The sequence below is a fragment of the Pseudonocardia ailaonensis genome (genome assembly GCF_039531635.1).
Classification (GTDB): Bacteria; Actinomycetota; Actinomycetes; order Mycobacteriales; family Pseudonocardiaceae; genus Pseudonocardia; species Pseudonocardia ailaonensis.
The window spans coordinates 64,576-87,040 of record NZ_BAAAQK010000018.1 but is presented as its reverse complement, the minus strand read 5'-3'; the positions used below and the strand labels follow the sequence as shown (position 1 = coordinate 87,040).

Genomic DNA, 22,465 nt, shown 5'->3' with positions numbered 1-22,465 from the left:
GGCCGGTGGGCGCCGTGCTGAGCATCGCGGTCGGCTACAGCCCGGACTACCTGTTGAAGGCGGTCGCGACCGGGCGCGAGAACTACTACACGGGCGCGGTCAGCGAGGGCGAGCCGCCGGGACGCTGGTGGGGCCGCGGCGCCGAGCAGCTCGGGCTCCGCGGCCTCGTCGACGGCCAGGACATGACGGCGCTCTACGAGCGTTTCCTCGACCCGCGCCACGAGGCGTTCACCGACGAGTCCCGCTGGGACGAGGTGCCGACCCTCGGTCACACCGGACGGAAGTACCAGTCCGAGGACGAGCTGTACGCAGCGGCGTTGACACGGGAACCCGACGCGAGCCCTGAACGGCGCGCTGAACTCCGGGTCGAGGCGGGGAAGTCCGCGCGCCGCAACGTCGCCTTCCTCGACGTCACGTTCAGCGTTCAGAAGTCGGTCACGCTGCTGCATACAGCGTTCGAGGCTGAACAGGTCAAGGCCGTGGCGGCAGGTGACACGGAGGCCGCCGCGGCGTGGGACCGCTACCGGCAGGCGGTGGAGGACGCGATCTGGGCGGGCAACAACGCCGGCCTGGACTACCTGTCGGAGAAGTCCGGCTACTCACGCGTCGGGCACCACGGCGGCGCGGCCGGCCGCTACGTCGACGCTCACGACTGGGTCGTCGCCTCGTTCTTCCAGCACGACTCGCGCGACCACGATCCCCAGCTGCACATCCACAACGCGATCCTCAACCGGGCGGAGTCCCCGGAGGCGCAGTGGCGCACCCTCGACTCGCGGGGGATGCACAAGTGGCGTGCGGCCGCGGCGGCGGTCGCCGAGCGCACCACGGAGGAGCGGCTGAGCCACGGGCTCGGGATCAGCCTGGCGACCCGTCCCGACGGCAAGGCCCGCGAAATCGTCGGGGTCGCCCCGGAGGCGATGGCGTTGATCTCGTCGCGCCGGCACGCGGTGACGGGGAAGGCCGCCGAGCTGATCGCGGAGTTCGAGGAGCGCTTCGGCCGGACCCCGACAGGCCTGGAGCGCGACCGGCTATCCCGCCAAGCCACCTTCGCCACCCGGCAGTCGAAGACCTACGACGGCGAGACCCGCGCGCAGGTGCTCGACCGCGTCGACGCTCGGCTGCGGACCGAGGTCGCGGACGGTCTCGCGGGCGTCGCCCGTGCGGCTCTCGACGCCCGGCCGGCGTCGCGTAGCGCTGAGGACTGGTCGCCGCAGGCCGTAATCGAGACGGCGTTGGCCGACGTCCAGTCTCGCAAGGCGGCGTGGAACCGGTCCGATCTGACACGGGCCATCAACGCCGCCCTCCCGGACCACCTGGGGACGCCCAGCGGCGGCGACGTCGCGGCGCTGCTGGACCAGCTGGCCGTCGAGGCGATCCGTCATGCGGTCCGGCTCGACACCGATCGCCCGGCCGAGACGGCGCTGCCCGACGGGCTCAGGCTCGCCAACGGTGACTCGGCCTATCAGGCACCGGGCGGCAGGCTCTACTCGACTCCGGAGCAGCTCAAGATCGAGCGGATCCTCGTCGCGTCGACGGTCGACCGGGATGCCACCGCGCTCGCGCCCGAGCAGGCCCAGCGGTTCCTCGAGGGGCTGCGGGAGTCCGGGATCGAGCTCGGCGTGGATCAGGCGGCTGCGGTCCGCGGTGTGCTGACCTCCGGCGCCCGGGTGGAGTCGCTGGTCGGTCCGGCCGGGACCGGGAAGTCGTTCGTCGTGGGATCGCTCGCCCGCGCCTGGACGGATCCGGAGCTGCACGGCGACACCGGGGAGCGGCGGGTGTTCGGGCTCGCCACGTCGCAGGTCGCGACCGACGTCCTGGCAGGGGAGGGCCTGACGACCCGCAACGTGGCCCGCTGGCTGGCGACGCAGGATCGGTTGGCCGCCCCGGTCGCCGAGAACACGGCACGCGACAAAGACCGCGGCTGGCGGCTGCGGCGCGGGGACCTGGTCGTGGTCGACGAGTCCGCGATGACCGACACCCCCGCGCTCGCCACCATCCACCGCCACGTCGACGCGGCGGGGGCGAAGCTGCTGCTGGTCGGGGATCACAAGCAGCTCGCCGCGGTCGGTGCCGGCGGCGGGATGGACCTGATCGCCGCAACCGGCGCCCGCTACGAGCTCGCCGACGCCCGGCGGTTCACCCAGGGCTGGGAACGCGGAGCGTCGCTGCGCCTGCGGGCCGGTGACGAATCGGTCCTGCGCGACTACCACCAGCACGGCCGGCTCCTGAACTCCGGCACCCTCGAGCAGGCCGAGACCGCCGCGGCCCAGGCCTGGCTCGCCGACACCCTGGCCGGGAAGCGCTCACTGCTCGTCGTCGATACCAACGACCAGGCCGCAACCCTCTCCGCGGCGCTTCGGGCGGAGCTGGTCCGGCTCGGCCGGGTCCAGGAGCATGGAGTGCCGCTCGGGCGGCAGGGCACGTACGCCGGGGTCGGTGATCTCGTCGAGGCGAGGGCGAACGGCTGGAATCTCGCCGGCGTCGAGGGCAACCGCCGCGGTCCCATCAACCGGGAGACCTACCGGGTCACCGAGGTCCGCGACGACAGTGGGCTCGAGGTCGCGGTCGGCGAGGACCGGATGGTCCTGCCGGCGGACTATGTCGCCGAGAATCTCGCGCTGGCCTACGCCTCGACCGTGCACTCGGCGCAGGGCCGCACGGTCGACACCAGCTACATCGTCGTCACGCCGCGGACCAGCCCGAGCTCGCTCTACGTCGGGATGTCGCGGGGCCGCGAGAGCAACCTCGCCCATGTCGTCACCGAGACCGTCCCGGCCGACTCCGCCGATGGCCGGCCGGACCAGATGGTTCGACGGGATCCCGTGGCCGCGGTCGCCCTGGTGCTGGATCCGGATGATCGGGCGGGGACGCATTCGGCTCTGGCGACGGCGAGCCGTTCGGCCGACGAGGTCGAGAACGTGCGAACCCCGGCCGACCTGTTCGCCGATGCTGCCCAGCTTGCCGCGACCGCCCGCACTTCGGGTTGGCTCGACGAGATCGTCCTCGACGGGGCCCTGGCCTTGCGCGACCGCTCGCGGATCGCCGCGGAGGACGGGGCGGCGTCGCTGACCCGGGTCCTGCGCAGCGCCGAGCTCGCGGGCCTCGACGCCCGCCAGGTGCTCACCGAGGCGGTCGACGACCGCTCCCTCGACGGCGCCCGCAACGCCACCAACGTCATCTACAGCCGCATCACCGACCGCCACCGCTTCGACCCCGTCGGCCAGACCTGGGCCGACTGGACCCCGAAGGTCGACGACGCCCAGTGGCAGAACTACCTCAACGACCTTGCACGAACAGCCGACGATCGGGCGGCGCAGCTCGGTCTCGACGCGGCTGACGCGCCGCCGCAGTGGGCGGTCGACGCCTTCGGCGCTCCGCCGGAAGAGATGACGGCCCGCGGCGAGTGGGCGGCCGAGGTCGGGGCCATCGCGGCGTATCGGGAGGTCCGGGGCCACACCGGCGACGCCGACGCGCTGGGACCGGCACCGGCCCCGGGTCAGGTCGAGGCCTTCGCCGCCTATCGCGCGGCCTGGCGCTCGCTGGGGCGGCCGGAGATCGACCGCGAGGAGATCGAGATGTCCGACGGGCAGCTCCGGGTCCGGGTCCGCGCGGCCGAGCGCGAGTCGAACTGGGCCCCGCGCTACGTCGCCAACGAGCTGGCCGGCACCCATCAGGCAGCAGACGCCCAGCGTCGAACCGCCGCGCTGCGCGCCGCCGAGGCCGAGTCCTCCGATGACCGGGAGCGGCTGCTCCGGGAGAGCGGCGACGCCACAGCTCTCGCCGAGGTCCTCGACGGCCGCGCTGCGGAGCTGCAGCAGGTCGACGACGCCCGATCCGTATGGCTCGCCCACACCGCGGCCACCCGCGCGGCCGGCGACCGTGCCCGGGCCGAGCTCGCCCTGCGCCACGCGGACGAGGAGCCCGAGCCGGTCGTGACCGCCGACGAATGGCTTGCCGCTCATCGGGCGGAGCAGGGCGAGGACGAGAAGCACCGCGAGATCACCGAGGAGTACGAGCTCGACGTTCCCGCGCACCAGCGGGACGAGCCGCAGCGCGACATCCGCGAGCAGGAGCGCGATCGCGGCCGCACCGAGGACGCCGTCCGGGTGCCCAGCGCCGACGAGACCGCGGACGCCCTCACCCGAGCCCAGCGCGCACTGGCGGAGATCGAAGCGCGCGACTTCCACGATGCCCAGGAGGCGGCCGAGGAACTACCGCCGCCGGACCGATCCGCCGAGCTCGACACCACCGACGACTACGCCCTGGAGCGCGAATGAGCACCTCAGAGATCGGCGAGAACCGGTGGCGGGCCGTCGCCGCGCCACGCCCAGCGAAGCGTCGCGCACACCGCCGCCAGATATCCCGGCTGACGCGCCAGCCAGTCCGGCGGCGCGGCCCGCGCGGCCAGAGTCTCCGCCGCGACGTACTCGGCCTCGATCAGCTCCTCTCCCGCGGACCGCGGGGTTCTCGTGACCGGCGCCGATGCCGGACGGCGTCGCCCGCGTGGGCCGTCGACGGTCGCGTGGGCCAGCCAGCGACAGGTGATGGCGATGGCGCCCGCTTCGTAGTCGGTGATGCCGCGGGCCCCCTGCTTCTCAGATCGCGCCTCGGCGGCTGCCCAGAGCAGGCCGAACTCCCGCCGTGGCACCCGCAGGTTCCCCGGTGGGACACGCTCGACATCGCGCTCGGTGACGCGCACACCAGCAGAATCGCACGGCCGGCCGATGGTCGCGGCCTTCCCCGTGTCGGAAGGCCGGTATGACGTCCACCGAGCTGATGCGCACCGCGCTGTCCCACGCCGCCCGCGGGGTGGCGGGTGTTCCCGCTGCGCCCCAACGACAAGCGCCCCGCGATCAAGGACTGGGAGACCCGCGCGAGCACCGATCTGGTCCGCATCAGGCGAGCATGGGCGCGGGGCCCGTTCGGTATCGGCATCGCCTGCGGCCCTTCGAGTCTCGTCGTGGTCGGCCTCGATACTCCGAAGCCTGGCAGCGTCTGCCCGTCGGAGTGGGACCAGCCCGGGATCCGCGATGGTACCGACGTTCTGGCCGCGCTCGCGGAACAACACGGTGCGGAGGTGCCGCTGGAGACCTACAGCGTGCAGACCGCCAGCGGGGGAGAGCACCTCTACTTCAGCGCGCCGTCTGGCTCGCGGATCCGGAACTCGGCGGGCCGGCTCGGCTGGCTCGTCGATGTGCGCGCGAACGGTGGCTACGTCGTGGCTGCCGGCTCTGTTGTGCGGAGCCGCCGATACCGCAGCACCGATGCTTCGGTCGCCGATCTGCCTGGCTGGCTCGTTCCCCTACTTGACCAACCGCCGTCAAACCCACGTGCAGCCGGCTTCACTCCGCTGCTCGACGTCGTCGGGCGACGGTCGGCCTATGTTGCCGCGGCTCTGCGCGGTGAGCTGGACAAAGTCTTGGCTGCCCACCCGGGGAGCGGTCAGCGCAACGACACCCTCAACCGTGCTTCCTTCGCCCTCGGTCAGCTCGTCGGCGCGGGCATGCTCCCCGAGGGTCTCGCGACCGCGGCGCTGGCGGAGGCCTCGGCCGCGATCGGTCTGTCTGCCGCTGAGGCACACGCGACGATCCGCTCCGGCCTCACCGCCGGGTCCCGGACCCCGCGCCACACGAGTCTGGGGGAGGGGGCGTGACCGGCCGCCGCACCGCGCACGACATCCTGACCGGCCTCGACTCGCAACGCCGCCTCGCCGTCCTACACGGCGACGACCAACCGGCCCAGGCTGCAGCCTGGGAGTCCGACCCGACCCCGCTTACGCCGCGCCGGCTCGTCCCGCCGTTCCCGGTGGACGCGTTGCCGTCGTGGGTGGCCGACATGGTGCTGGCGGTCGCAGAGCTCACCCAGACTCCCACTGGACCTCCCGGCTCGCCCTCGCCGCGCTCTCCACCGCCGCCGGTGGCCGCGCCGAGGTCGAGATCCGCCCGGGATGGCGTGAGCCCTGCAACCTCTACACGGTGGTCGCGATGCCCCCGGGGTCGCGCAAGAGCGCGGTCTTCGCCGCCATGACCGCACCGCTTCTCGAGGCCGAGGCACAGCTGGTGGAGCTGGCCCCCCCGGATCGTCGAGGCCGACCTGGCCCGCAAGGTCGCGGCGAAGGAGGCCGAGCGCCGTACCATCGACGCGAGCAACATGCGTGACCCCGCCTCTCGCGCGCTGAATCCCTTCGGCCAGATCGTCGATCTCTGAGCAAGCGGGGGAACCTCACCTCCCAGGCCCTCGGACACGCCCGGACTCCTCGGGGGCGATGCGCGGATTCCTGTCGCCCGCTCCACCTCTGACCAGCGGTTTTATTGGTTTTGAGTCCATCTCGGACAGTTTCCGGGGGGCGAACCTGATTGGTGGTCGGTGTCCGCTCCGGCCTCACACAACAACCGTGGTCACAGCCCGGAGCCGTGGTGCTGCGCTCGGCTGGGCAGCAGTGCTGGCGTGGCCTCGGTGCGGCGCGGCCAGTCAGCAGGGTGGCGGCGACGGGCGTGCTGAGGACGCCTTGTTTGCGTAACGTCTTGCCGCAGGTCGGCGAATGACATGCCGGTAACTAGCGGGCCGTGCGATGGTGGTGGGGTGGGCGGCGAGGTGGAGCGAGACGGGGCTCTCGACGTGCGGCATCTTGCCGTCACGCGGGACTCTGCTGCCCGCATTGCCAGGTTGTCGTTACGGCAGGTCGACTACTGGGCCTCCACAGGCGTCTTGGAGCCGACGACCGATCGTCGGCTCTCGCCAGGCACTCGCGTCCGCCTGTACAGCTTCGTCGACTTGTTGGCTCTGATGGCAGCGGCCGAGATGAAGGCTCGCGGCATCTCCCTCCAGCACATCCGCGCAGTCGTCGAGCACCTTCGGACACGTGGCTACGAACGGCCTCTTACTGAACTGGTGTTCGCAACAGTCGGCAGGCAGATCTACTTCCAACACCCTGACGGCAGCTGGGAGGGTGACGTCAGGCCGGACCAGATCGTCATGCACCAGGTGTTGGACTTGGCGCCGCTGCGCAACCGGATCGAGTCCGAGGCCACGGAGCGCGCCGCCGACACTGGCGGCCGTGTCGAGCGGCGGCGCGGGGCTATGGGCGGCAAGGTGTTGGTTGCTGGCACTCGCGTGCCGGTCGAGACCGTCGTGCGCTACCTCGAAGCAGGGCGCTCGGTCGAGCAGATTTTGGCCTCGTTCCCCTCGCTGACCGCTGCGGATGTCCGAGCCGCTCGGCGCGGCGCGTAGGCCTCATTGCGTTTCGTTCTGGATCACGACGTCGATGCCGAGGTCGGCGCAGTGTTGCGTCGGCAGGGGCACGAGGCATGGACGGTGGGTGGCGCGGGGCTCGCGCGGGTTAGCGATGATGAGGTGACTGTGTATGCCCATGAGCAGGGCGCGGTTCTTCTCACGCACGACAAGGAGTTCTCTCAGCGTCGCAAGCGGAACGTGATCGGCAGGCACGTCTGGCTGCGCTGCCTCGACCTTGACGCACCGGCGTTGGTGGAGCGTCGGCTCGACGAGATCGTCGCGGCCGTCAGTATCCGGGAGGACATCTGGGTGCGGGTCTCGCAGGACGGCATGGATACATCGTTCGCGTGGGAATGATCGACTTAGGGCAGGGCTGTGGAGACTTGGAAGAGGCCAACGACCAGGCTGACGCGCACTGAGGTTCCCCCGCCGGGCGAGCCGTGCCCCTGGACCTCACTGTGGCCGACGGCGAGCGGGTCGGACTCGTCGGCCACTCCGGCGACGGCAAGACCACGCTGGTCAAGCTGCTGCGGCTGATGGACGTCCAGGGCGGCCGGATCCTGGTGGGCGGGCAGGACATCGCCGCGCTCACGCCGACCTGCGCACCCAAATCGCCCTTGTGCGCAGGACCCGATGATGTTCCACCGCAAGCTCGGCGAGAACACGGCCTTCGGCCGCCCCACCGCGACCGAGGCCGAGATCCGCGGCCGACGCCGCGCACGTCCCCGAGTTCGTCGACGCCTCCCCAGGGTTTCGGCAGGCTCGTCGGCGAGCGCGGGGTGGAGCTCTCGGGCGCAGCGCCTCGCGATCGCCCGCGCGATCCTGCGGGACGCGCCGATCCTGCTGCTCGACGAGACTACGAGCGTGCTGGACGCGGAGAGCGTTCAGATCCAGGCTGCGCTCTGGCGGATGATGGCCGGCCGCACCTTCGTGGTCGTCGCGCACCAGCTATCGCCGGTCGCGGGCATAGACCGCCTCGTCGTCCTGGAACACGGGCGGGTCGTGGACCAGGGCTCGCACACAGAGCTGCGGGCCCTGGGGCGGGCACTACGCGGCGCTGTGGAACAGACAGTCGCACAGGCGGCTCTGAGCTTCTTCTGCGGCTGCTGCGACACGAGTGGAGTCCATCCGGTAGTCGGCCGGGCCGAGGAAAATCCTCTCGACCCTCGGTGTCATCATGAACATGTGTTCGAGCTGCCCGCGCCGGGCGGCTCGAGCGGTACCGGTCCGCTCGAGCCGCTACCTCCCGGCCTTGATGATCGGTTTCTGGCTGTCCTGAGTTCGGGGACGCGGTACTTCCCCAACTCGGTCATCCCGCTCGTCAGCGCTGTCTACGCGACGAGGCCGACGGGCCTGATGGTCCCTGAGCGCCTCGCGCGTCCACCGCAGCCCATCGACAGCGTGAAGACTTACCTTCGCGGTCTGGACGTGCTCGGGGAAGAAATCTCGGCCCTGACCACTGTCCACCATCTACGCAGGCTGCCCTTGCGGGACGCGCTTGCGTTCTGTGCCGACCTGCTGCGGATCTTCGACGACCCCCGGGCTGGCGTGCACGATCTCGACGATCATCTCCGTCCGAGGTTCACCGCCGCGGGATGGCGGAGGGTGCGCAGTCTGATCGCCGACGGGAGCCGGATGCTCGTGGCGCCTCAGGTCCTGCTCACCATGATGAAGTGTGCGGCTCTGAGTAGCGGAGACATGCTGCTTCCCTCCGCATCTCCTGGCGATCCGCTCGTGGCGCTGCTCGGGTCGGCCGATGACCTGGGGCGCCGCGAGGATGCCGATGACCGGTCCGGCGGGGACGTCGTCGACGCCGGGATGCCGGGTTTCCTCGCACAGGCGGTGGTCGCCGCGCACCATTTCCACCGCCAGCTCGATGTCCATCACATGGTGGGGAGGTTCTTCCAGTGCTGGCGGGAGTACCCGGCGCAGCTTGCCGGGCAGCAGCGGATCGTCGACCTCCCCGGAGAGTTCCGTTCCGCTGTCGGGGTGAGGCTGGACGACTTCGTCGCAGTCGGCGCGATCCTGTACCTGGCCGCTATCGCCGGGCACGTCACGGTCCCACGGCACGTCCTCATCGATCTGGCTCTTGAGGAGGCGGGTACGGCCTAGCGCATCCTGGGTCTCGTCGCTCGGGGACCGGCTGACCTGCGGGCCTGGGCGCGCAGCGATGAGGCGTCGAGCGAGTGGCAGTTCGAGCACCTGGAGCGCTTCCCGGTGGTCGACTTCGGCGACGACCTGTTGCTCGTTCGGCCGCGGTGGCTGCTCCAGAGGTTCTTCGGGTGGCTTCCGCTCTATGACGTTGAGGAAGGCCTCCGGACCGCGGGTGCACCCGGGAAGCGGCTGAGGAAGATCAAGTCCTGTCTCGAGCACGTCAGCGAGCGATACACCCGAGAGACGCTGGCAGTGCAGGCTGAGCGGCACGGCCTGCGCATGTTCGACGAGAACGATCTTGCCGCGGCGACCGACCCGAGCTCGGGTGGCCGCCGTGTCTGCGACCTGACCCTCGACGACGGTCCTCGATGGGCGTTGCTCGAGGTCACGACGACGAGGTTGAGCCGGCACTCGGCGACGAGCGGGTCGGCGATCCGGCTCGACGAGGACCTGCTAAAGCTCATGGCCAAGGTCGACCAGCTGCGAGCGCCTCCGCGAACGAGAGGCGGTCCTGACCGGGGTAGCGCCCGACCCGAGGCCGTGGCGCTACTACCCGGTTCTGGTCATGACAGAGGGTTTCCCGGTCAATCCCGTCACGTTGACCATGCTCCGTGAGCGGGCGCGAGTGGCGGGTCTGCTCGCCGGGCCGGACGTGGCTCCCTTGGAGGTTGTCGACGTCGTCGAGCTCGAGATTCTGGAGGGGACCGAGATCGCGGGGCTCTCCCTCCTCGATGCGCTGGAGGCTAAGGAGAAGGCCGCGCTGTATCGCTCCAACCTGCGGGACTTCTTGATCATGGAGTACGAGCTGATGCGTCCGTCCCGGATCGGGTCCACTCTCTGGCGATGAGGGCGTTCGACATCGGCGAGGCTGCCATTTGTAGGACGCCCGGGACCGACGCGGCCTAGCCCGTCGACTCGGGCTCCGGGGCCTCGTCGAGGATGCAGGAATCGACCATGCGCGCCAGCAAGCTCAACGTGCAGAGCTGCTCGAGCGCGACCTGCTCTGCGGGCTCCTCGTCGAGGTGCGTTGCGGGGTTTCTGATCAACATCTGTGCCCCAGGCGCGAACTGCCGTAGCCCATCCTGGATGGACTTGACCGTGAGGTTCGTCGGATCTCCGGGCCACCGCAGCCGCGCCTTCCCGCCCGCCGGAGGGTTGTTGGACAGCGACTCCTGCCAGATGGCGGTGTCCGACGCGTCGTAGCGGTCAAGCCTTGCCTTTACTGCGGCCGTCAGGGCCTCCGCGGCTGCGGACACGGCGCGACGTCGGTACCCGTCCCTCCAGAGGGCGCCCGCTGCACCCCACACGATGGGATGCAGGCTCGCCGGATCGACGGTCGGCGGTGAGTCGGCCTCGGCCAGGCCGAGCAGCCCTTCGAGACGACCTCGCGCGGAGGCGCAGGCGCCGAGGACGTCCCGAGGCTCGAGGACCGGTTTCGGCCGAGACACATAGAGGGCGTTGACGAACGGATCGACCTGGCCGACTCCCGCGACGCCGATCATCACCCCGGTCATCGGAGCGACGTGTGCGATCCGGCCTGCTGCGTGGCCGACCTTCTCCGCGGCCGCTTCCACGAGGGCGGGATCTGCTCCATCACGGCGCATGACCGCTGGGCTCACACCCGGCACGACGCCTGGGATCAGCTTCTCAGAGTCCGTGATGAGGTGATGGGTGAGCCATCCTCGGTATGCGCGCTCGAAGTCCTCGACCTCTTGGATGAGCTGCTTCAGGTAGGCGGGGTTGCGGCGGGCTTCCACGTCTGACATTCAACCTCGCCCACGATGTCCACCGGGCAGGGGTCGCTTCGCGACCGTCATCCGGCTGGTGCCGGGCGGAGTCTTCAGGTGGGGCCGCTTACTCCGCCCGGTCTCAAGTTCAAGGGTGCCTTCGGCATCCGCTGGCGCTGACGACCCTGCGGGCTGCCCGTGACAACCCCAAGTCAACCTCCGGGCCGGAAGTTGGCTTCGACGGGTGCTCGGTTAGGTAGGCGCTCAAGGCCGCGCTGGACGTGAAAGTGCTGGTGGGCGCCCTGCAGGCGTGGGCCTGTCGGCCCTGGCGTTAACACGGTCGTCTCCCGGTCAAGGGTGCTCCGCTTCGCTGCGCATCGCCTGCGGCGACGGCCCTGTGGGCCGCCCGTGGACCGCGAGCCTCTTCGACCGTGTCGGTGCGCCTCACGTCGGGCCGACAGGGCCGGCTCCGCCGCAGCGGAGGCCGCCATGACCGTCACCCAGACCGCGCCCGAGATCACCACCGAGACCAGCCGCGACGTGCTCGGTGAGGCGGTGGTGGCGGGTCGTGCCGCGTTGACGCGGGATGCGTTGCGGGAGCAGCTGCGGCTGCCGCGGCTGCAGACGGTGGTGTGGGACAACACCGAGCTGTTGGAGCCGTGCCCGAATTGTGGGCACTGGGAGCACCTCGACGAGCCGGCCGCGTCGCCGGTGGGTCCGGTGGTGGCGGACCTGCGCCCGGACCGGTCGGCGTTGTTGGCCGCGGCGTGGACACTCACGCTGCTGGTCGAGTTGCTCGATGGGCGCCGCCCGGCCCGCCAGGTCACGGGGCTGGTGGCGTCGCGAGTGCTGCGCTATCTCGCCGCGGTCCCGGCCGGTCGGGACGGGTCGTGTGGGGGAGCGCGGTTGTTGTCGGTGCATCCGCGTCAGCCGCATGAGGGCGCGGTCGAGGTCGCCGCGTCGCTGCGACTGGCGGGGCGGCGTCGGGCGATGGCGGCGTCATTCGCTCTGCCCGGGGTGGACTCCTGGGTGTGTGAGACGGTGCGGATCCTGTGATGGACGGCCGGGCGAGGCCCCGGGGCCTCGCCCGGCTTTCAGGCCACCGCGGCCTCGGGTGTGACGGCTTCGGGCGTGGCGGTGTCGGTGGGGTGCTGGTCTCTGGACTGTCTCGCCGCGACCGCGGCGGCGTGCTGGACGGGGTCGTAGGCGACGTGGTCGGTCCAGCAGCGCCAGATGATCCGCAGCCAGGCCCGGCCCAGGATCCGGACGGCATGGGCGTGGTTGTGACCGCGTCCCCGGGCGCGGGCGTAGACGTCCTGAGCCCAGGGATGCGCGGCGCGGCTGGCGTCGGCGAAGTTCACGATGGCCTGGCGCAGCTTGTAGTTGCAGCCTCTGCGGAACGCCACGTAGTGCGCGCGCCCCGACGCCCTGGTCGAGGGCGAGATCCCGGCTGCGGCGGCCAGGGCGTCGTCTGTGGGGTAGCGGCCCGCGGGAGTCGCCGATCTCGGCCAGCATCGAGGCGGCGCGGACCTTCCCCGACCGGGTCAGGCTGGTGAACACCGCCGCGTCCGCATGCGCGGCGAGTGCCTGCTCGATGTGGGTCTCGACGGTCTTGATCCGCTCCTGCAGGCTGGTCAGCAACGCGACGAGCTGCAACGTGATCACCTCGCCCGCGTCGGTGGCCGGGCCGTCGACGTGTCCGGCCGGGGCGCCGGTGAGGTGGTCGAACAGCTGCGCGGGGGTGCGGGTGTTCGGGCGGGTGTAGCGCTCGGCCTTCAGCCACGCGCCCAGGCGCTTCTCGGAGAGCCAGCGGGCGTGGCGCGGGGTGGGGAAGCGGGTCAGGAACGCCAAGGAGATCTTGCCGTCGAGCTGGTGGAACAGCCCGACCACTCCTGGGTGGGCGAGCTGCAGGTGCGCGCGGAGCTGGTTGTGCGCCACGACGCGGGCCTTGACCAGGTCGGCGCGGGCGCGGACCAGCATCCGCAGCCCGATGGTGGCGTCGGTGTCGGTCTTGAGCGGGGTCAGCCGGCGGCGGTCGGTGCGCAGTACGTCGGCGAGCAGGTAGGCGTCGAACCGGTCGTCCTTGTTGCGGGCCACGCTGTAGCGGCTGCGCAGGGCGGTGACCTGCTGCGGAACGATCAGGAACACGGTCAGGGCGGCTTGGAGCAGCGCGGCGACTACCGGGCCGTCGCCGCGTTCGATCGCGACACCGGTGCCACCGTGGCGGTGCAGCGTGGTGACGAGCCTGCGCAGGCCGGCGGCGGTGTGGCCGACGGTGAACCGCTCAAGGGCGGCGCTGGTGTCGTCGATGACGCACACGGTGTGCTCGGACCACGACCAGTCCACTCCGGCCCACCGGACCGGCCGCCCGTCCGAGCTCGCTGCCTGCTCGGGGCCGCTATTGTCGGTCTGTGTCTGTCCATGGTCGTGCATCGGTGTCGATCACTCCGTTCGGCGTGCGGGGAGCGTTCCCGAGTGGGCGCGGCTGCCGGTCGGTCACTGGAGCGCTCATGGCGCACAACCCCATCGCCGGTCAGCACGCCCCGTCCCGTCGGGCCTCGCATTGTCAAGGCGGACCTGCAAGGCCACGCGAGCCTGGGCGATGGCCCGACGGTCCGGGATGCGCACCAGATCCCCCTCGGATCCGGGAGGTCCCACTCTTCCTGCAGTGACCGCGAGCCTGGCCGGGCGGAGTCGGGCGCGGGGAAAGGGCGGGCGCTTCGCACCGCGCCCCACAGCCAGCCCCACCGATCGAGCTGCTCCGAGTGGCGCGCTGGCTGTCGACCCGACCGGGAGGCCGCGATGGCCATCACCCACGATGACGAGGAGATCACGCAGGACGTTTCTCCGGAAGGCTCTCGGGCTGGCGCCGAGCCGCGTGTACGTCTGGGACGGGTACGATCTGCTGGAGCCGTGCTGGGAGTGCGGGCACCACCTGGTCTTGGGGATTCCTGCCGCGCTGCCGGAGGGCGAGCCGGTGGTCGACGTGGTGCCGGACCGGGTCGCGTTGGGGATAGCGGCGCGGACGGTGGCGATGCTGGTGGATGTGCTCGACCAGCGTCGTCCACCGCGGCAGGTCGGGGACCTGGTGCACCCGCGGGTGCTGCGCTACTTGCGGGCAGTCCCGGCGGAGGTCACCGGTTCGCACGGTGGGGCTCGGCTGCTGAGTGTCCGTGCGGTGCAGCCGCACGATGGGGTCCTGGAGGTTGCCTGGTCGGCGGGCCCGGACTCCGCGCGGGAATGTGCTCGAGGACGTGCCCGTTGATGGACGAGCTCCCGTCGCCTGCGAGGAAGACGGCCGCCGCGGCGACCTCCGTGCCGGTGCCGAGCCTCCCGGACGACAGCCGGCTCTGGTCGAGACGGGTGTTCGAGGGGCGGGTGCTCTACCAGCCGGACCGGTCCGGGCGGGTCCACGCGGACCAGGCCGTCGCCGCGTTCGGCGCCGCCGCGGTCGGCCAGGGTGCCGTCGTGCGGCACCGTGTCGCTGTCGAGGACGTCGTGGTGCGCGGGTCGGACCGGGTGGACGTCCCTGGAGCTGCCGCCGGTCGAGCGCTGAGCCGTCAAGGCAGCCGGGCAAACCCCCGTTCGACGGCCGCCGCCCGCACGGCCGGGAGCACCTCGGCGGCGAGGAGCTCCTGGTCGGCCTCGGTGAGCGAGTGCACCAACAGCACGGTGAACCCGGCGGCCACCACCTCGAGGGTCTGGGCGACCACCTCGTCGACGGTGCCCGTGAGGACGCCGGGGGAGGGCTCGGCCCCGGGCCTGACCCGGATCGCGATGTTGCAGGCGCACGTCACGTCGTCCGGGTCGCGGCCCGCCTCCGCGGCCGCGGCGCGCACGACCTCGCGTCGCGCGCTCGCCTCGGCGAGGGTGAGCCTGCCCAGCGACGGCAGCCAGCCGTCCGCCCGACGACCGGTGAGCGCCAGCGCCCGCGGCCCGTACGAGCCGAGCCAGATCGGGATCGGGTGCTCCGCGGGCGGGTCGATCCGGGCCTCCCGGGTGGCGAACTCCGCACCGTCCACCGTGATCGGCTCGCCTGTCCACAGTGCCCGGAGCAGGGAGATCGCCTCGTCAACCTCGGAGTCGACGCCCGCCGAGCACTCTCCGCGGCGATGATCACCACGATCGCGAGCTGGCGCACCACCACCGCTGGCACCGCCACAGCTCGGGCGGTCTGTCGCGGCGAGGCGATCCGCCTGGCTCGCCGGGTCCGTGCTCTCGACACCGAGCTGGCCACCAACCACGCCGCGCTCACCGCCGCCGTCAGCGCCCAAGCCCCCCAGCTGCTCGAGGTCCGCGGTGTCGGGCCTGTTGTCGCTGCCGTCGTGCTGCAGGCCTGGTCGCATCCCGGACGAGTGCGTTCCGAGGCCGCGTTCGCCGCCCTCGCCGGAGTCGCTCCGCTGCAAGCCTCGTCCGGAAACACCCGCCGCCACCGCCTCAACCGGGGTGGTGATCGCCGACTCAACCGAGCGCTCTACACCATCGCCCTGACCAGTCTCGGTCACGACCCCCGCACCCGCGCCTACCGAGCCCGCCGCGCAGCCGAGGGCGCCACCAAACGCGAGATCATCCGCATCCTCAAGCGCTACATCAGCCGCGAACTCTTCCGGCTCCTCGCCGCCACCCAGATATCCCCGATGACCACTTGACAGTCATAGAAGCATCTCACTGTCGTTCCGGCTGTCGCCGGAGGATGGCCATGCCGAGGGCGTCGACGACGAGTTCGGTGCGCACGTTGTCGTCGATGGGCCAGCCGACGCTGCGGGAGAGCACGTCGATGACTACGACGCAGTAGAGCGGCGTTGCCCAAGCGGTACCAGGCGCTCGTGTATGGCGTCGGCCTTGCTCTCCGGCACGGTGAGGCGCTCGCATTGGAGCTCCAGCACGTCGACTTCCTGCGCCGCGAGGTCCGGGTGGAGCAGCAGCTCACAGTGTTGGTACAACCCGCTACGACGTCATTCCAGCATCAGAATGCTGTCCCCAGCAGACTTCGAAGCGTTCCACACCCCACCTGACCAAGATCGCTGACCCCACACCGCCAGTGTCCTGCGAACGGGGTCAAGCTCACACCGCTTTTGCGACAGAGCGGTTCGTCGGTCATTCCCCGTGGCCACGTGGGTCGTGCCTGTACTGGGCCGCCGACCAGCTGGACTCCCGGTGCCTCGGCCGACTATCACGCGCCCGGCCTTGATATCACACGATTGACCCCCTTCTCCGTCCGAGGTAGACAGGTCGTCGGGGGACTCGGTCGACCAACGGAGGTTCCAATGTCCACGCCAGGGTTCCGGTCGGTTGCCACGGAATGGGGTGGGGCAACTGTCCGGTACGACGTGAGAGAGGCCCCCGGAGCATCCGGGATCGTCTTCGTACCGGGTTGGTGCTGTTCCCGAGGCGACTGGTTCCCCATGGTCGAATCGTTCGAGGATTTCTCGAGCGCGACGCTCGACCTGCCCGGTCAGGGGGAATCAGCGAGCGCGCGGACCGACTGGACCATTCCGGAGTTCGGCGAGGTCGTCTCGGCGCTGGTCGGCGAACTCGGGTGGGCGGACGTAATCCTCGTGGGACATAGCATGGGCGGCGCGGTTTGTGTGGAGGCCGCTGCCCTGACGGCTGTGAAGCGTGTGGTCTGTATCGACTCACTCACGTACCAGGAGTTTTATCCCCGGCAGAGCGAGGAGTCTATCGCCGGCGTTCTGGACACCATTGCCGCTGACTTCCGCGGCACAGTGACGGGTGTCGTCAATCGCTACTCCGTTGATCGCTCGGACCCGGTGCTCCGGGCGCGGATCGCGGAGGACCTGGGAAGGACCTCGGTTCCGCACGCTCTGGGTTCGTGGCGGTCGCTCCTCGAATGGGATCGTGACGTCCAGCTCGGCCAGGTCGATGTGCCGATCTCGGTCATAGCGGCATCGGCGTTCCTCGACAGCGAAGTCGCGGCGTCGTTGTCCGATCGGCTCGATATCGTCCCGGTCGACCTTGGTGGGCACTTCTTCCTCCGTGAGGACCCTCGGGGAACCGCTGCAATCGTAAGGAACGTTGCGTTCGCGGATTCTGCGGTCGCACCCATGTGAGGGCGCAGCTCCATTGGACCCGAGGAGGCCCCCGGCCCGGCTCATCCATGGGGGCGCCAACGCGCCGGTACCGTCATCGCGGCGCAGCTCTTGTCGCTGCGCCGGTTCTTTGGACGGTGCTGATCTCGACGCGTTGCTGCAGGTGGCGAGGCAAGAAGCGCGTCCCTGGCTTCGTACATCCCCGCGATGGACTTCAGATGTTACGGTCCCTCGTTGAGAAGTTGCCGGAGTTCAGGGCGGCGGTGCTCGACCCAATCGTGTTAAGGCTGGCTGGGCGGGGGCTTTGAACCGCCCCGGCTTGTCCGGATAGTCCCGACACGCTGGGGCGGCTTACCGCCGTCGAGCCTAAGCGCTTCCCACCGGACACACTCACAGATCACGCGGCCGTCGTCACACACCACGCCAGCGGACTTGGCTCCGAAGCGACGCCGTTCCCGGCAACCGGCGCGGTCCAGAACGCCTCGCCTTTCTCCAGGTGCTGTGCTGAGTCGGGCCTATAACGCCCCGACGCACAGCGCGGCCCCACCCGGGTCCTCCATCTGGCCCGCCGGTCGAGCTGATCAGCTCAGGTGCACACCCCGCATCTGTCGGCGACTGCGACGATCGCGGTCGTCGGCGCACCGCGCGGCAGGTGGGCCGGCTCAGGATCCCGACCGCCCCTTCAGCACCCCGGCGAGCACATCGATCCCGAACTGCATGTCGTCCGGTGTCGTCCCCGCATACCCGAGGAGCAGGGCCGAGTCGGTCCCGGGCGTGAGCCGGTGCGTGGAGAGCGGCCACACGTGGACCCCCTTGCGCACGGCGGCCTTCGCGATCGCGACGTCGTCGGAGTTGTCCGGGAGGCGTCCGACGAGGTGTAGCCCGCCCTCGGACGGTCTGATCTCGATCGTGTCGCCGAGGCGCTCCGCCTCGCGGACGAGCGCCTGGAGCCGCTCGGCGTGCATCATCCGCATCCGGCGCATGTGCCGTGCCAGGTGCCCTTGCTCAATGAAGTCAGCGACGACGGCCTGGTCCATCAGGTGGGCGTGCATGTCCGTGCTGAGGTGGGCGGCGACGAACGCGTCGACGAGGTCGGGCGGGACCACCACGAACCCGAGTCGCAGCCCCGGGAAGAGCACCTTGCTGAAGGTGCCGACGTAGACCACCCGCTGGTAGGGGTCGACGGCCTTGAGCGCGGCCTGCGGCTTGCCGACGTAGCGGAACTCGCTGTCGTAGTCGTCCTCGACGATCCAGGCCTCGTTGCGGGCCGCCCAGTCGATGAGCGCGAGCCGACGCTCGAGGCTCATCACGTGGCCGAGCGGGAACTGGTGCGACGGGGTCACCACGGCCAGCCGCGCGGACGGTTCGAGATCGATGCCCGCGGCGACGTCGAGCCCGCTCTCGTCCACCGGGACCGGGATCAGTCGGGCGCCCGCTGACACCAGCGCCGCTCGGGCGCCCAAGTAGCCAGGATCCTCGATCCAGGCCGGGTCACCCGGGTCGAGCAGTATCCGCGCGCAGAACTCCAGGGCCTGCTGCGAGCCCGTCATGATCACGACCTGGTCCGCGGAGCAGTGCACCCCGCGGACGTTGCCGATGTAGCCGGCGACGGCCTCCCGTAGCGGTCGGTACCCGGCCGCGTCGTCGTAGGTCATCAGGCGCGCACCCGAGTTCCGCAGTCGCTGCGCGTACAGCTTGCTCCAGGTGTCGAAGGGAAAAGCGTCGAGCGCGGGCAGGCCGATCAGGAATGCCGTTCCCCGCGGCTGTTTCCCCAGCACCGACGGAAGTGGGACCCGACTGGTTCGGGTGAGCCGCTCACCGCGCGCGGAGAGTTTGGCCGTGGTGCTGAGGCTCAGCGGCGAGCGAGGCGGAGCCGCCTCCACACCTAATAGCTGTTCCGGCAGCACCTTCGCGACGAACGTCCCCGAGCCCTGCCTGCCGCGGATGTACCCCTCGGACTGCAACTGGTCGAAGGCCGCGAGGACCGTGTTGCGGGACACACCGGCCTCGGCAGCCAGGGTCCGACTGGGCGGGAGCCGTGATCCCGCCGCCAACTGTCCTCGCAGGATCCGGTCCCTGAGCTGCTCGTACAGCTCAAGGTAGGCAGGCCGATCGCGACCCCCCATGACCGGACCACCACGGGGCGTGAGATTTCGTTCGGATGACACGTGGCTCCTTGACCTGCTTCGAGATTGGCTCTGGTGGTTCCCGCTCCAGGCGCTACGTTGGGAGCCAACAGCCTGAGCAAAGCGTAGGCCATGAATTCGCTTTCGCGACATGATTCTGGCTCACAGCTTTGGGGAGAGTCACCCCGAAACGGCTGCACCCCATTCCCGTTGACGCAATTGACGCGTCTTTCCCACCAGGAGAGGTCTGTCAGATGGCTATCTATCTGAGCATGCAGCGCGTGCGGTTCTCGAGCCCCGATGCCTATGAGAAGTTCAAGGTGGTGTTCGGCGACACCCGGCACCACCTGATGAACCTGCCGGGCTTTCTGCACCTCACCTGGTGGGAGCACCCGGACGACCCGACCTGGTTCAACGAGTGCAGCTTCTGGGCCAGCAAGGAGGCCCTCTATGACTGGCACACCGACACCTACCACCGCCACGCCAAGGCCTGGGCCGCCAACGGCGCGATCATGGAGGACATCATCACCAACTTCGAGTTGGTGGGGACCCGGCTGCTGCGCATCTGCCCGTGCTGCGGTGAGCTGCAGGACAAGGTCTACGAGCTCCAGAAGGAGCAGGCGGTGCTGCGCGAGCAGTGCCCGAAGTGCGGGTTCCACTTCCCGTACCTGACCGAGCAGCCCTCGAGCTTCGCGGTCTTCAAGGACATCGCCGACACCTGATCCGACCGTGCTCGATCCGACCCGTCGAACCCGAAGGAGAACAGCCACGTGACCACCCACACGCTCCACGTCGATCGCTCGGTCCCCCTCGCCGCCGAGCCCCACAGCGGTCACAACCGCTTCCATCCCGACATCGTGCCCCTCATCGAGGTGGCAGAGGGCGACGAGGTCGTCATCGAGTGCCGTGACGGCGTCGACGGGCAGCTCGGACCGGGTACCACGATCGACGACCTGCCCACCTTCGACTCGAACCGGATCCATCCCCTGACGGGCCCGGTCTTCGTCAAGGGCGCAGAGCCCGGCGACGTGCTCGAGGTGGAGTTCCTGGACATCGTCCCGGAACCGCACGGCTTCACCTGCATCGTGCCGGACCTGGGCTTCCTCCGGGAGGAGATCACGACCCCGTTCCTCGCTCACTGGGACATCGCCGACGGCTTCGCGACGTCGCAGCAGGTGCCCGGCGTGCGGATCCCCGGCGCCTCGTTCATGGGCCTGACCGGCGTGGCGCCGTCGGCCAGGAAGCTCGCGGAGTGGGTGGAGCGGGACCAGCGGTGCCAGGAGGCGGGGGGCGCCGTCCTGCTGCAGGACCCGGTGTCGGCCGTGCCGCAGGGCGGCATCGGCGCGGAGGGTCTCCGGACGTGGACCCCGCGCGAGAACGGCGGCAACATGGACTGCAAGCTGCTGACCAAGGGCGCCAAGCTCATGCTGCCGGTGTTCGCCGAGGGAGCGCTGTTCTCGACCGGCGACGCCCACTTCGCCCAGGGCGACGGTGAGGTCTGCTGCACCGCGGTCGAGATGGCCGGCACCCCCGTGGTGCGGTTCACGGTCCACAAGGGGCTCGCCGAGAAGCGCACCTTCGCCGGCCCGGTCTTCTCCCGCACGAGCTACTACACCGACCCCAGGATCGCCGCGCCCGAGCACTTCCTCGGGGTCATGGGTATGCCCATCAACGAGGAGGGGGACAGCGAGAGCGAGAACCTGACCCTGGCCGCGAAGAACGCGGTACGCAACATGATCGTCCTGCTGCAGGAGCGTGGCTTCTCACGCGAGCAGGCCTACGTGATCTGCAGCGTCGCGGTGGACCTGCGGATCTCCAACGTCGTCGACTACCCCAACTTCGTGGTCTCCGCCCTGCTCCCCGAGATGATCTTCGGCTGATGGCCGACCCCGCCCCGAAAGGACACCTCATGAGATCCCGACACCTGGTCGTACTGCCCGCGGTGATCGCCGCCGCGACCCTCCTGCTCACCGGCTGCGGCAACCGGGCCGGCGACACCTCGACACCTGCCGCCAAGGCGTCGTGCGTGGACACCTCGGGTTCGACCGTGAAGGTCGGCTCGGTGTACTCGCTCTCGGGCTCGACCGCCCTCAACGAGGTCCCGATCAACGACTCGGTCAAGATGGCGGTCGACGAGATCAACACCTCCGGCGGCATCCTCGGCAAGCAGCTCCAGCTGATCACCGAGGACGGCGCGTCCGAACCGACGGTCTTCGCGGAGAAGGCGCAGAAGTTGGTTTCCAGCGACTGCGTCGCCGCCACGTTCGGCGGATACACCTCGGCCAGCCGCAAGGCCATGCTGCCCGTCTTCGAGGACGACAACGCACTGCTGTACTACGGCCAGCAGTATGAGGGCCTCGAGGCGTCGAAGAACATCTTCTACACCGGCGCCACCGCCAACCAGCAGATCGTCCCCGCGCTGGACTACCTCAAGCAGAAGGGCGTCAGGTCGCTCTACCTGGTCGGCAGCGACTACGTCTTCCCCCGGACCTCCAACGCGATCGTCAAGGCGTATGCCGCCGCCAACGGCATCACGATCAAGGGTGAGGACTACGTGCCGCTCGGCGGCACCGACTTCTCCACGGTGGTCAACAAGATCCGCACCGCGGGTGCCGACGCCGTGTTCAACGTCGTGGTCGGCGACTCACTGACCTCGTTCTTCCGCGAGTACAACAGCGCGGGGCTCAAGGCAGCCACCATGCCCGTCATGTCGATGGTCGTCGGCGAGCAGGAGGTCGCCTCGATCGGCGCCCAGAACCTGGTGGGACAGCCCACGACCGCCGCCTACTTCGAGACGGTCGACACGCCGGCCAACAAGAAGTACGTCGCGGACTTCACGGCCAAGTACGGCCAGAACCGCGTCACAGCGGACTCGATGGCCGGCGCCTACGCCGCGGTCTACGCCTGGAAGGCAATGGTCGAGAAGGCCAAGTCGTTCGACACCGCCGCGATCCAGCAGGCCGCGGGCGGGGTCACCGTCGAGGCGCCCGAGGGCACGATCACAGTCGACGGCACGAACCACCACATCACCAAGACGACGCGGATCGGCGTGATCCAGGCCGACGGGCAGATCAGCACGGAGTGGCAGTCCCCCGGTGTCGTCGCACCGGACCCGTTCCTGACCAGCTACCCGTGGGCCAAGGGCCTGCAGACCGGCTGACCCGCCACCTCGTCC

At 70.0% G+C, this 22,465-nt stretch carries 20 protein-coding genes and 2 pseudogenes; 16 read left to right on the top strand and 6 right to left on the bottom strand.

Going from position 1 to position 22,465, the window contains the following annotated elements; translation table 11 throughout:
- Positions 1-14: 14 nt before the first annotated feature.
- On the top strand, positions 15-4,277 hold the full coding sequence (mobF, locus tag ABD324_RS22715; protein WP_344420570.1) for a MobF family relaxase: 4,263 nt from the start codon (positions 15-17) through the stop codon (positions 4,275-4,277).
- Between the two features lie 5 nt (positions 4,278-4,282).
- Here the strand turns inward: mobF and ABD324_RS22710 are convergent, their stop codons facing one another.
- The gene (locus tag ABD324_RS22710; protein ID WP_344420568.1) at positions 4,283-4,699 is read right to left on the bottom strand and encodes a hypothetical protein; all 417 of its coding nucleotides are present in this window, start codon (positions 4,697-4,699) and stop codon (positions 4,283-4,285) included.
- A 117-nt stretch (positions 4,700-4,816) separates the two neighbouring features.
- Between ABD324_RS22710 and ABD324_RS22705 the strand changes: the two genes are divergently transcribed.
- The 8 genes and pseudogenes from ABD324_RS22705 to ABD324_RS22675 all read left to right on the top strand — a co-directional run bounded on the left by ABD324_RS22705 (position 4,817) and on the right by ABD324_RS22675 (position 10,234).
- Complete coding sequence (locus ABD324_RS22705; protein ID WP_344420565.1) at positions 4,817-5,653, top strand: bifunctional DNA primase/polymerase; 837 nt, start codon at positions 4,817-4,819, stop codon at positions 5,651-5,653.
- 169 nt (positions 5,654-5,822) lie between these two features.
- Complete coding sequence (locus ABD324_RS37380) at positions 5,823-6,158, top strand: DUF3987 domain-containing protein (protein WP_425565882.1); 336 nt, start codon at positions 5,823-5,825, stop codon at positions 6,156-6,158.
- A gap of 424 nt (positions 6,159-6,582) precedes the next feature.
- Positions 6,583-7,230 carry a DUF433 domain-containing protein gene (locus ABD324_RS22700; protein WP_344420562.1) on the top strand — a complete coding sequence of 216 codons (648 nt, stop codon included), beginning with the start codon at positions 6,583-6,585 and terminating at the stop codon, positions 7,228-7,230.
- Positions 7,231-7,236: 6 nt separating this feature from the next.
- Positions 7,237-7,590 carry a DUF5615 family PIN-like protein gene (locus ABD324_RS22695; RefSeq protein WP_344420559.1) on the top strand — a complete coding sequence of 118 codons (354 nt, stop codon included), beginning with the start codon at positions 7,237-7,239 and terminating at the stop codon, positions 7,588-7,590.
- An 83-nt stretch (positions 7,591-7,673) separates the two neighbouring features.
- Positions 7,674-7,760: pseudogene (locus ABD324_RS22690) on the top strand (ATP-binding cassette domain-containing protein); the annotation flags it as partial.
- A gap of 109 nt (positions 7,761-7,869) precedes the next feature.
- Positions 7,870-9,345, top strand: coding sequence for a P-loop NTPase family protein (locus ABD324_RS22685; RefSeq protein ID WP_344421866.1), 1,476 nt, complete (start codon positions 7,870-7,872; stop codon positions 9,343-9,345).
- A gap of 105 nt (positions 9,346-9,450) precedes the next feature.
- Positions 9,451-10,002 (top strand): hypothetical protein, encoded by a 552-nt coding sequence (locus ABD324_RS22680; RefSeq protein WP_344420556.1) that lies wholly within the window; start codon positions 9,451-9,453, stop codon positions 10,000-10,002.
- Between the two features lie 10 nt (positions 10,003-10,012).
- Positions 10,013-10,234, top strand: coding sequence for a hypothetical protein (locus tag ABD324_RS22675; protein ID WP_344420554.1), 222 nt, complete (start codon positions 10,013-10,015; stop codon positions 10,232-10,234).
- A gap of 55 nt (positions 10,235-10,289) precedes the next feature.
- Here the strand turns inward: ABD324_RS22675 and ABD324_RS22670 are convergent, their stop codons facing one another.
- A complete protein-coding gene (locus tag ABD324_RS22670; RefSeq protein WP_344420553.1) occupies positions 10,290-11,153 on the bottom strand; it encodes a TIGR02391 family protein in 864 nt (287 codons plus the stop codon).
- 450 nt (positions 11,154-11,603) lie between these two features.
- Between ABD324_RS22670 and ABD324_RS22665 the strand changes: the two genes are divergently transcribed.
- Positions 11,604-12,170, top strand: a complete 567-nt coding sequence (locus tag ABD324_RS22665) for an Rv3235 family protein (RefSeq protein ID WP_344420551.1) — start codon at positions 11,604-11,606, stop codon at positions 12,168-12,170.
- Between the two features lie 38 nt (positions 12,171-12,208).
- On the opposite strand, the gene ABD324_RS22660 is transcribed toward ABD324_RS22665, so the two are convergent.
- The gene (locus ABD324_RS22660) at positions 12,209-12,559 is read right to left on the bottom strand and encodes a hypothetical protein (RefSeq protein ID WP_344421801.1); all 351 of its coding nucleotides are present in this window, start codon (positions 12,557-12,559) and stop codon (positions 12,209-12,211) included.
- 508 nt (positions 12,560-13,067) lie between these two features.
- Positions 13,068-13,547 (bottom strand): annotated as a pseudogene (locus tag ABD324_RS22655) (IS110 family transposase); the annotation flags it as partial.
- A gap of 445 nt (positions 13,548-13,992) precedes the next feature.
- Here ABD324_RS22655 and ABD324_RS22650 point away from each other — a divergent pair.
- Positions 13,993-14,379, top strand: coding sequence for an Rv3235 family protein (locus ABD324_RS22650; RefSeq protein WP_344420548.1), 387 nt, complete (start codon positions 13,993-13,995; stop codon positions 14,377-14,379).
- Positions 14,380-14,674: 295 nt separating this feature from the next.
- Here the strand turns inward: ABD324_RS22650 and ABD324_RS22645 are convergent, their stop codons facing one another.
- Entirely contained in the window at positions 14,675-15,178 is a 504-nt protein-coding gene (locus ABD324_RS22645) for an LLM class flavin-dependent oxidoreductase (protein ID WP_344421798.1), read from the bottom strand.
- Positions 15,179-15,226: 48 nt separating this feature from the next.
- Between ABD324_RS22645 and ABD324_RS22640 the strand changes: the two genes are divergently transcribed.
- Together ABD324_RS22640 and ABD324_RS22635 are read left to right on the top strand one after the other, a co-directional pair.
- Positions 15,227-15,763: a transposase gene (locus tag ABD324_RS22640; protein WP_344420545.1), complete on the top strand. Its 537-nt coding sequence runs from the start codon at positions 15,227-15,229 to the stop codon at positions 15,761-15,763.
- Between the two features lie 618 nt (positions 15,764-16,381).
- A complete protein-coding gene (locus ABD324_RS22635) occupies positions 16,382-17,185 on the top strand; it encodes an alpha/beta fold hydrolase (protein ID WP_344420542.1) in 804 nt (267 codons plus the stop codon).
- A gap of 641 nt (positions 17,186-17,826) precedes the next feature.
- On the opposite strand, the gene pdxR is transcribed toward ABD324_RS22635, so the two are convergent.
- The gene (pdxR, locus tag ABD324_RS22630; RefSeq protein WP_344420539.1) at positions 17,827-19,290 is read right to left on the bottom strand and encodes a MocR-like pyridoxine biosynthesis transcription factor PdxR; all 1,464 of its coding nucleotides are present in this window, start codon (positions 19,288-19,290) and stop codon (positions 17,827-17,829) included.
- 254 nt (positions 19,291-19,544) lie between these two features.
- Between pdxR and ABD324_RS22625 the strand changes: the two genes are divergently transcribed.
- From ABD324_RS22625 to urtA, 3 genes are read left to right on the top strand one after another with little or no spacing between them, the layout of a single operon-like run.
- A complete protein-coding gene (locus ABD324_RS22625; RefSeq protein ID WP_344420536.1) occupies positions 19,545-20,012 on the top strand; it encodes an antibiotic biosynthesis monooxygenase in 468 nt (155 codons plus the stop codon).
- A gap of 48 nt (positions 20,013-20,060) precedes the next feature.
- Positions 20,061-21,170, top strand: coding sequence for an acetamidase/formamidase family protein (locus ABD324_RS22620; RefSeq protein WP_344420533.1), 1,110 nt, complete (start codon positions 20,061-20,063; stop codon positions 21,168-21,170).
- A 29-nt stretch (positions 21,171-21,199) separates the two neighbouring features.
- Positions 21,200-22,450, top strand: coding sequence for an urea ABC transporter substrate-binding protein (gene urtA, locus ABD324_RS22615; RefSeq protein WP_344420531.1), 1,251 nt, complete (start codon positions 21,200-21,202; stop codon positions 22,448-22,450).
- Positions 22,451-22,465 lie beyond the last annotated feature (15 nt).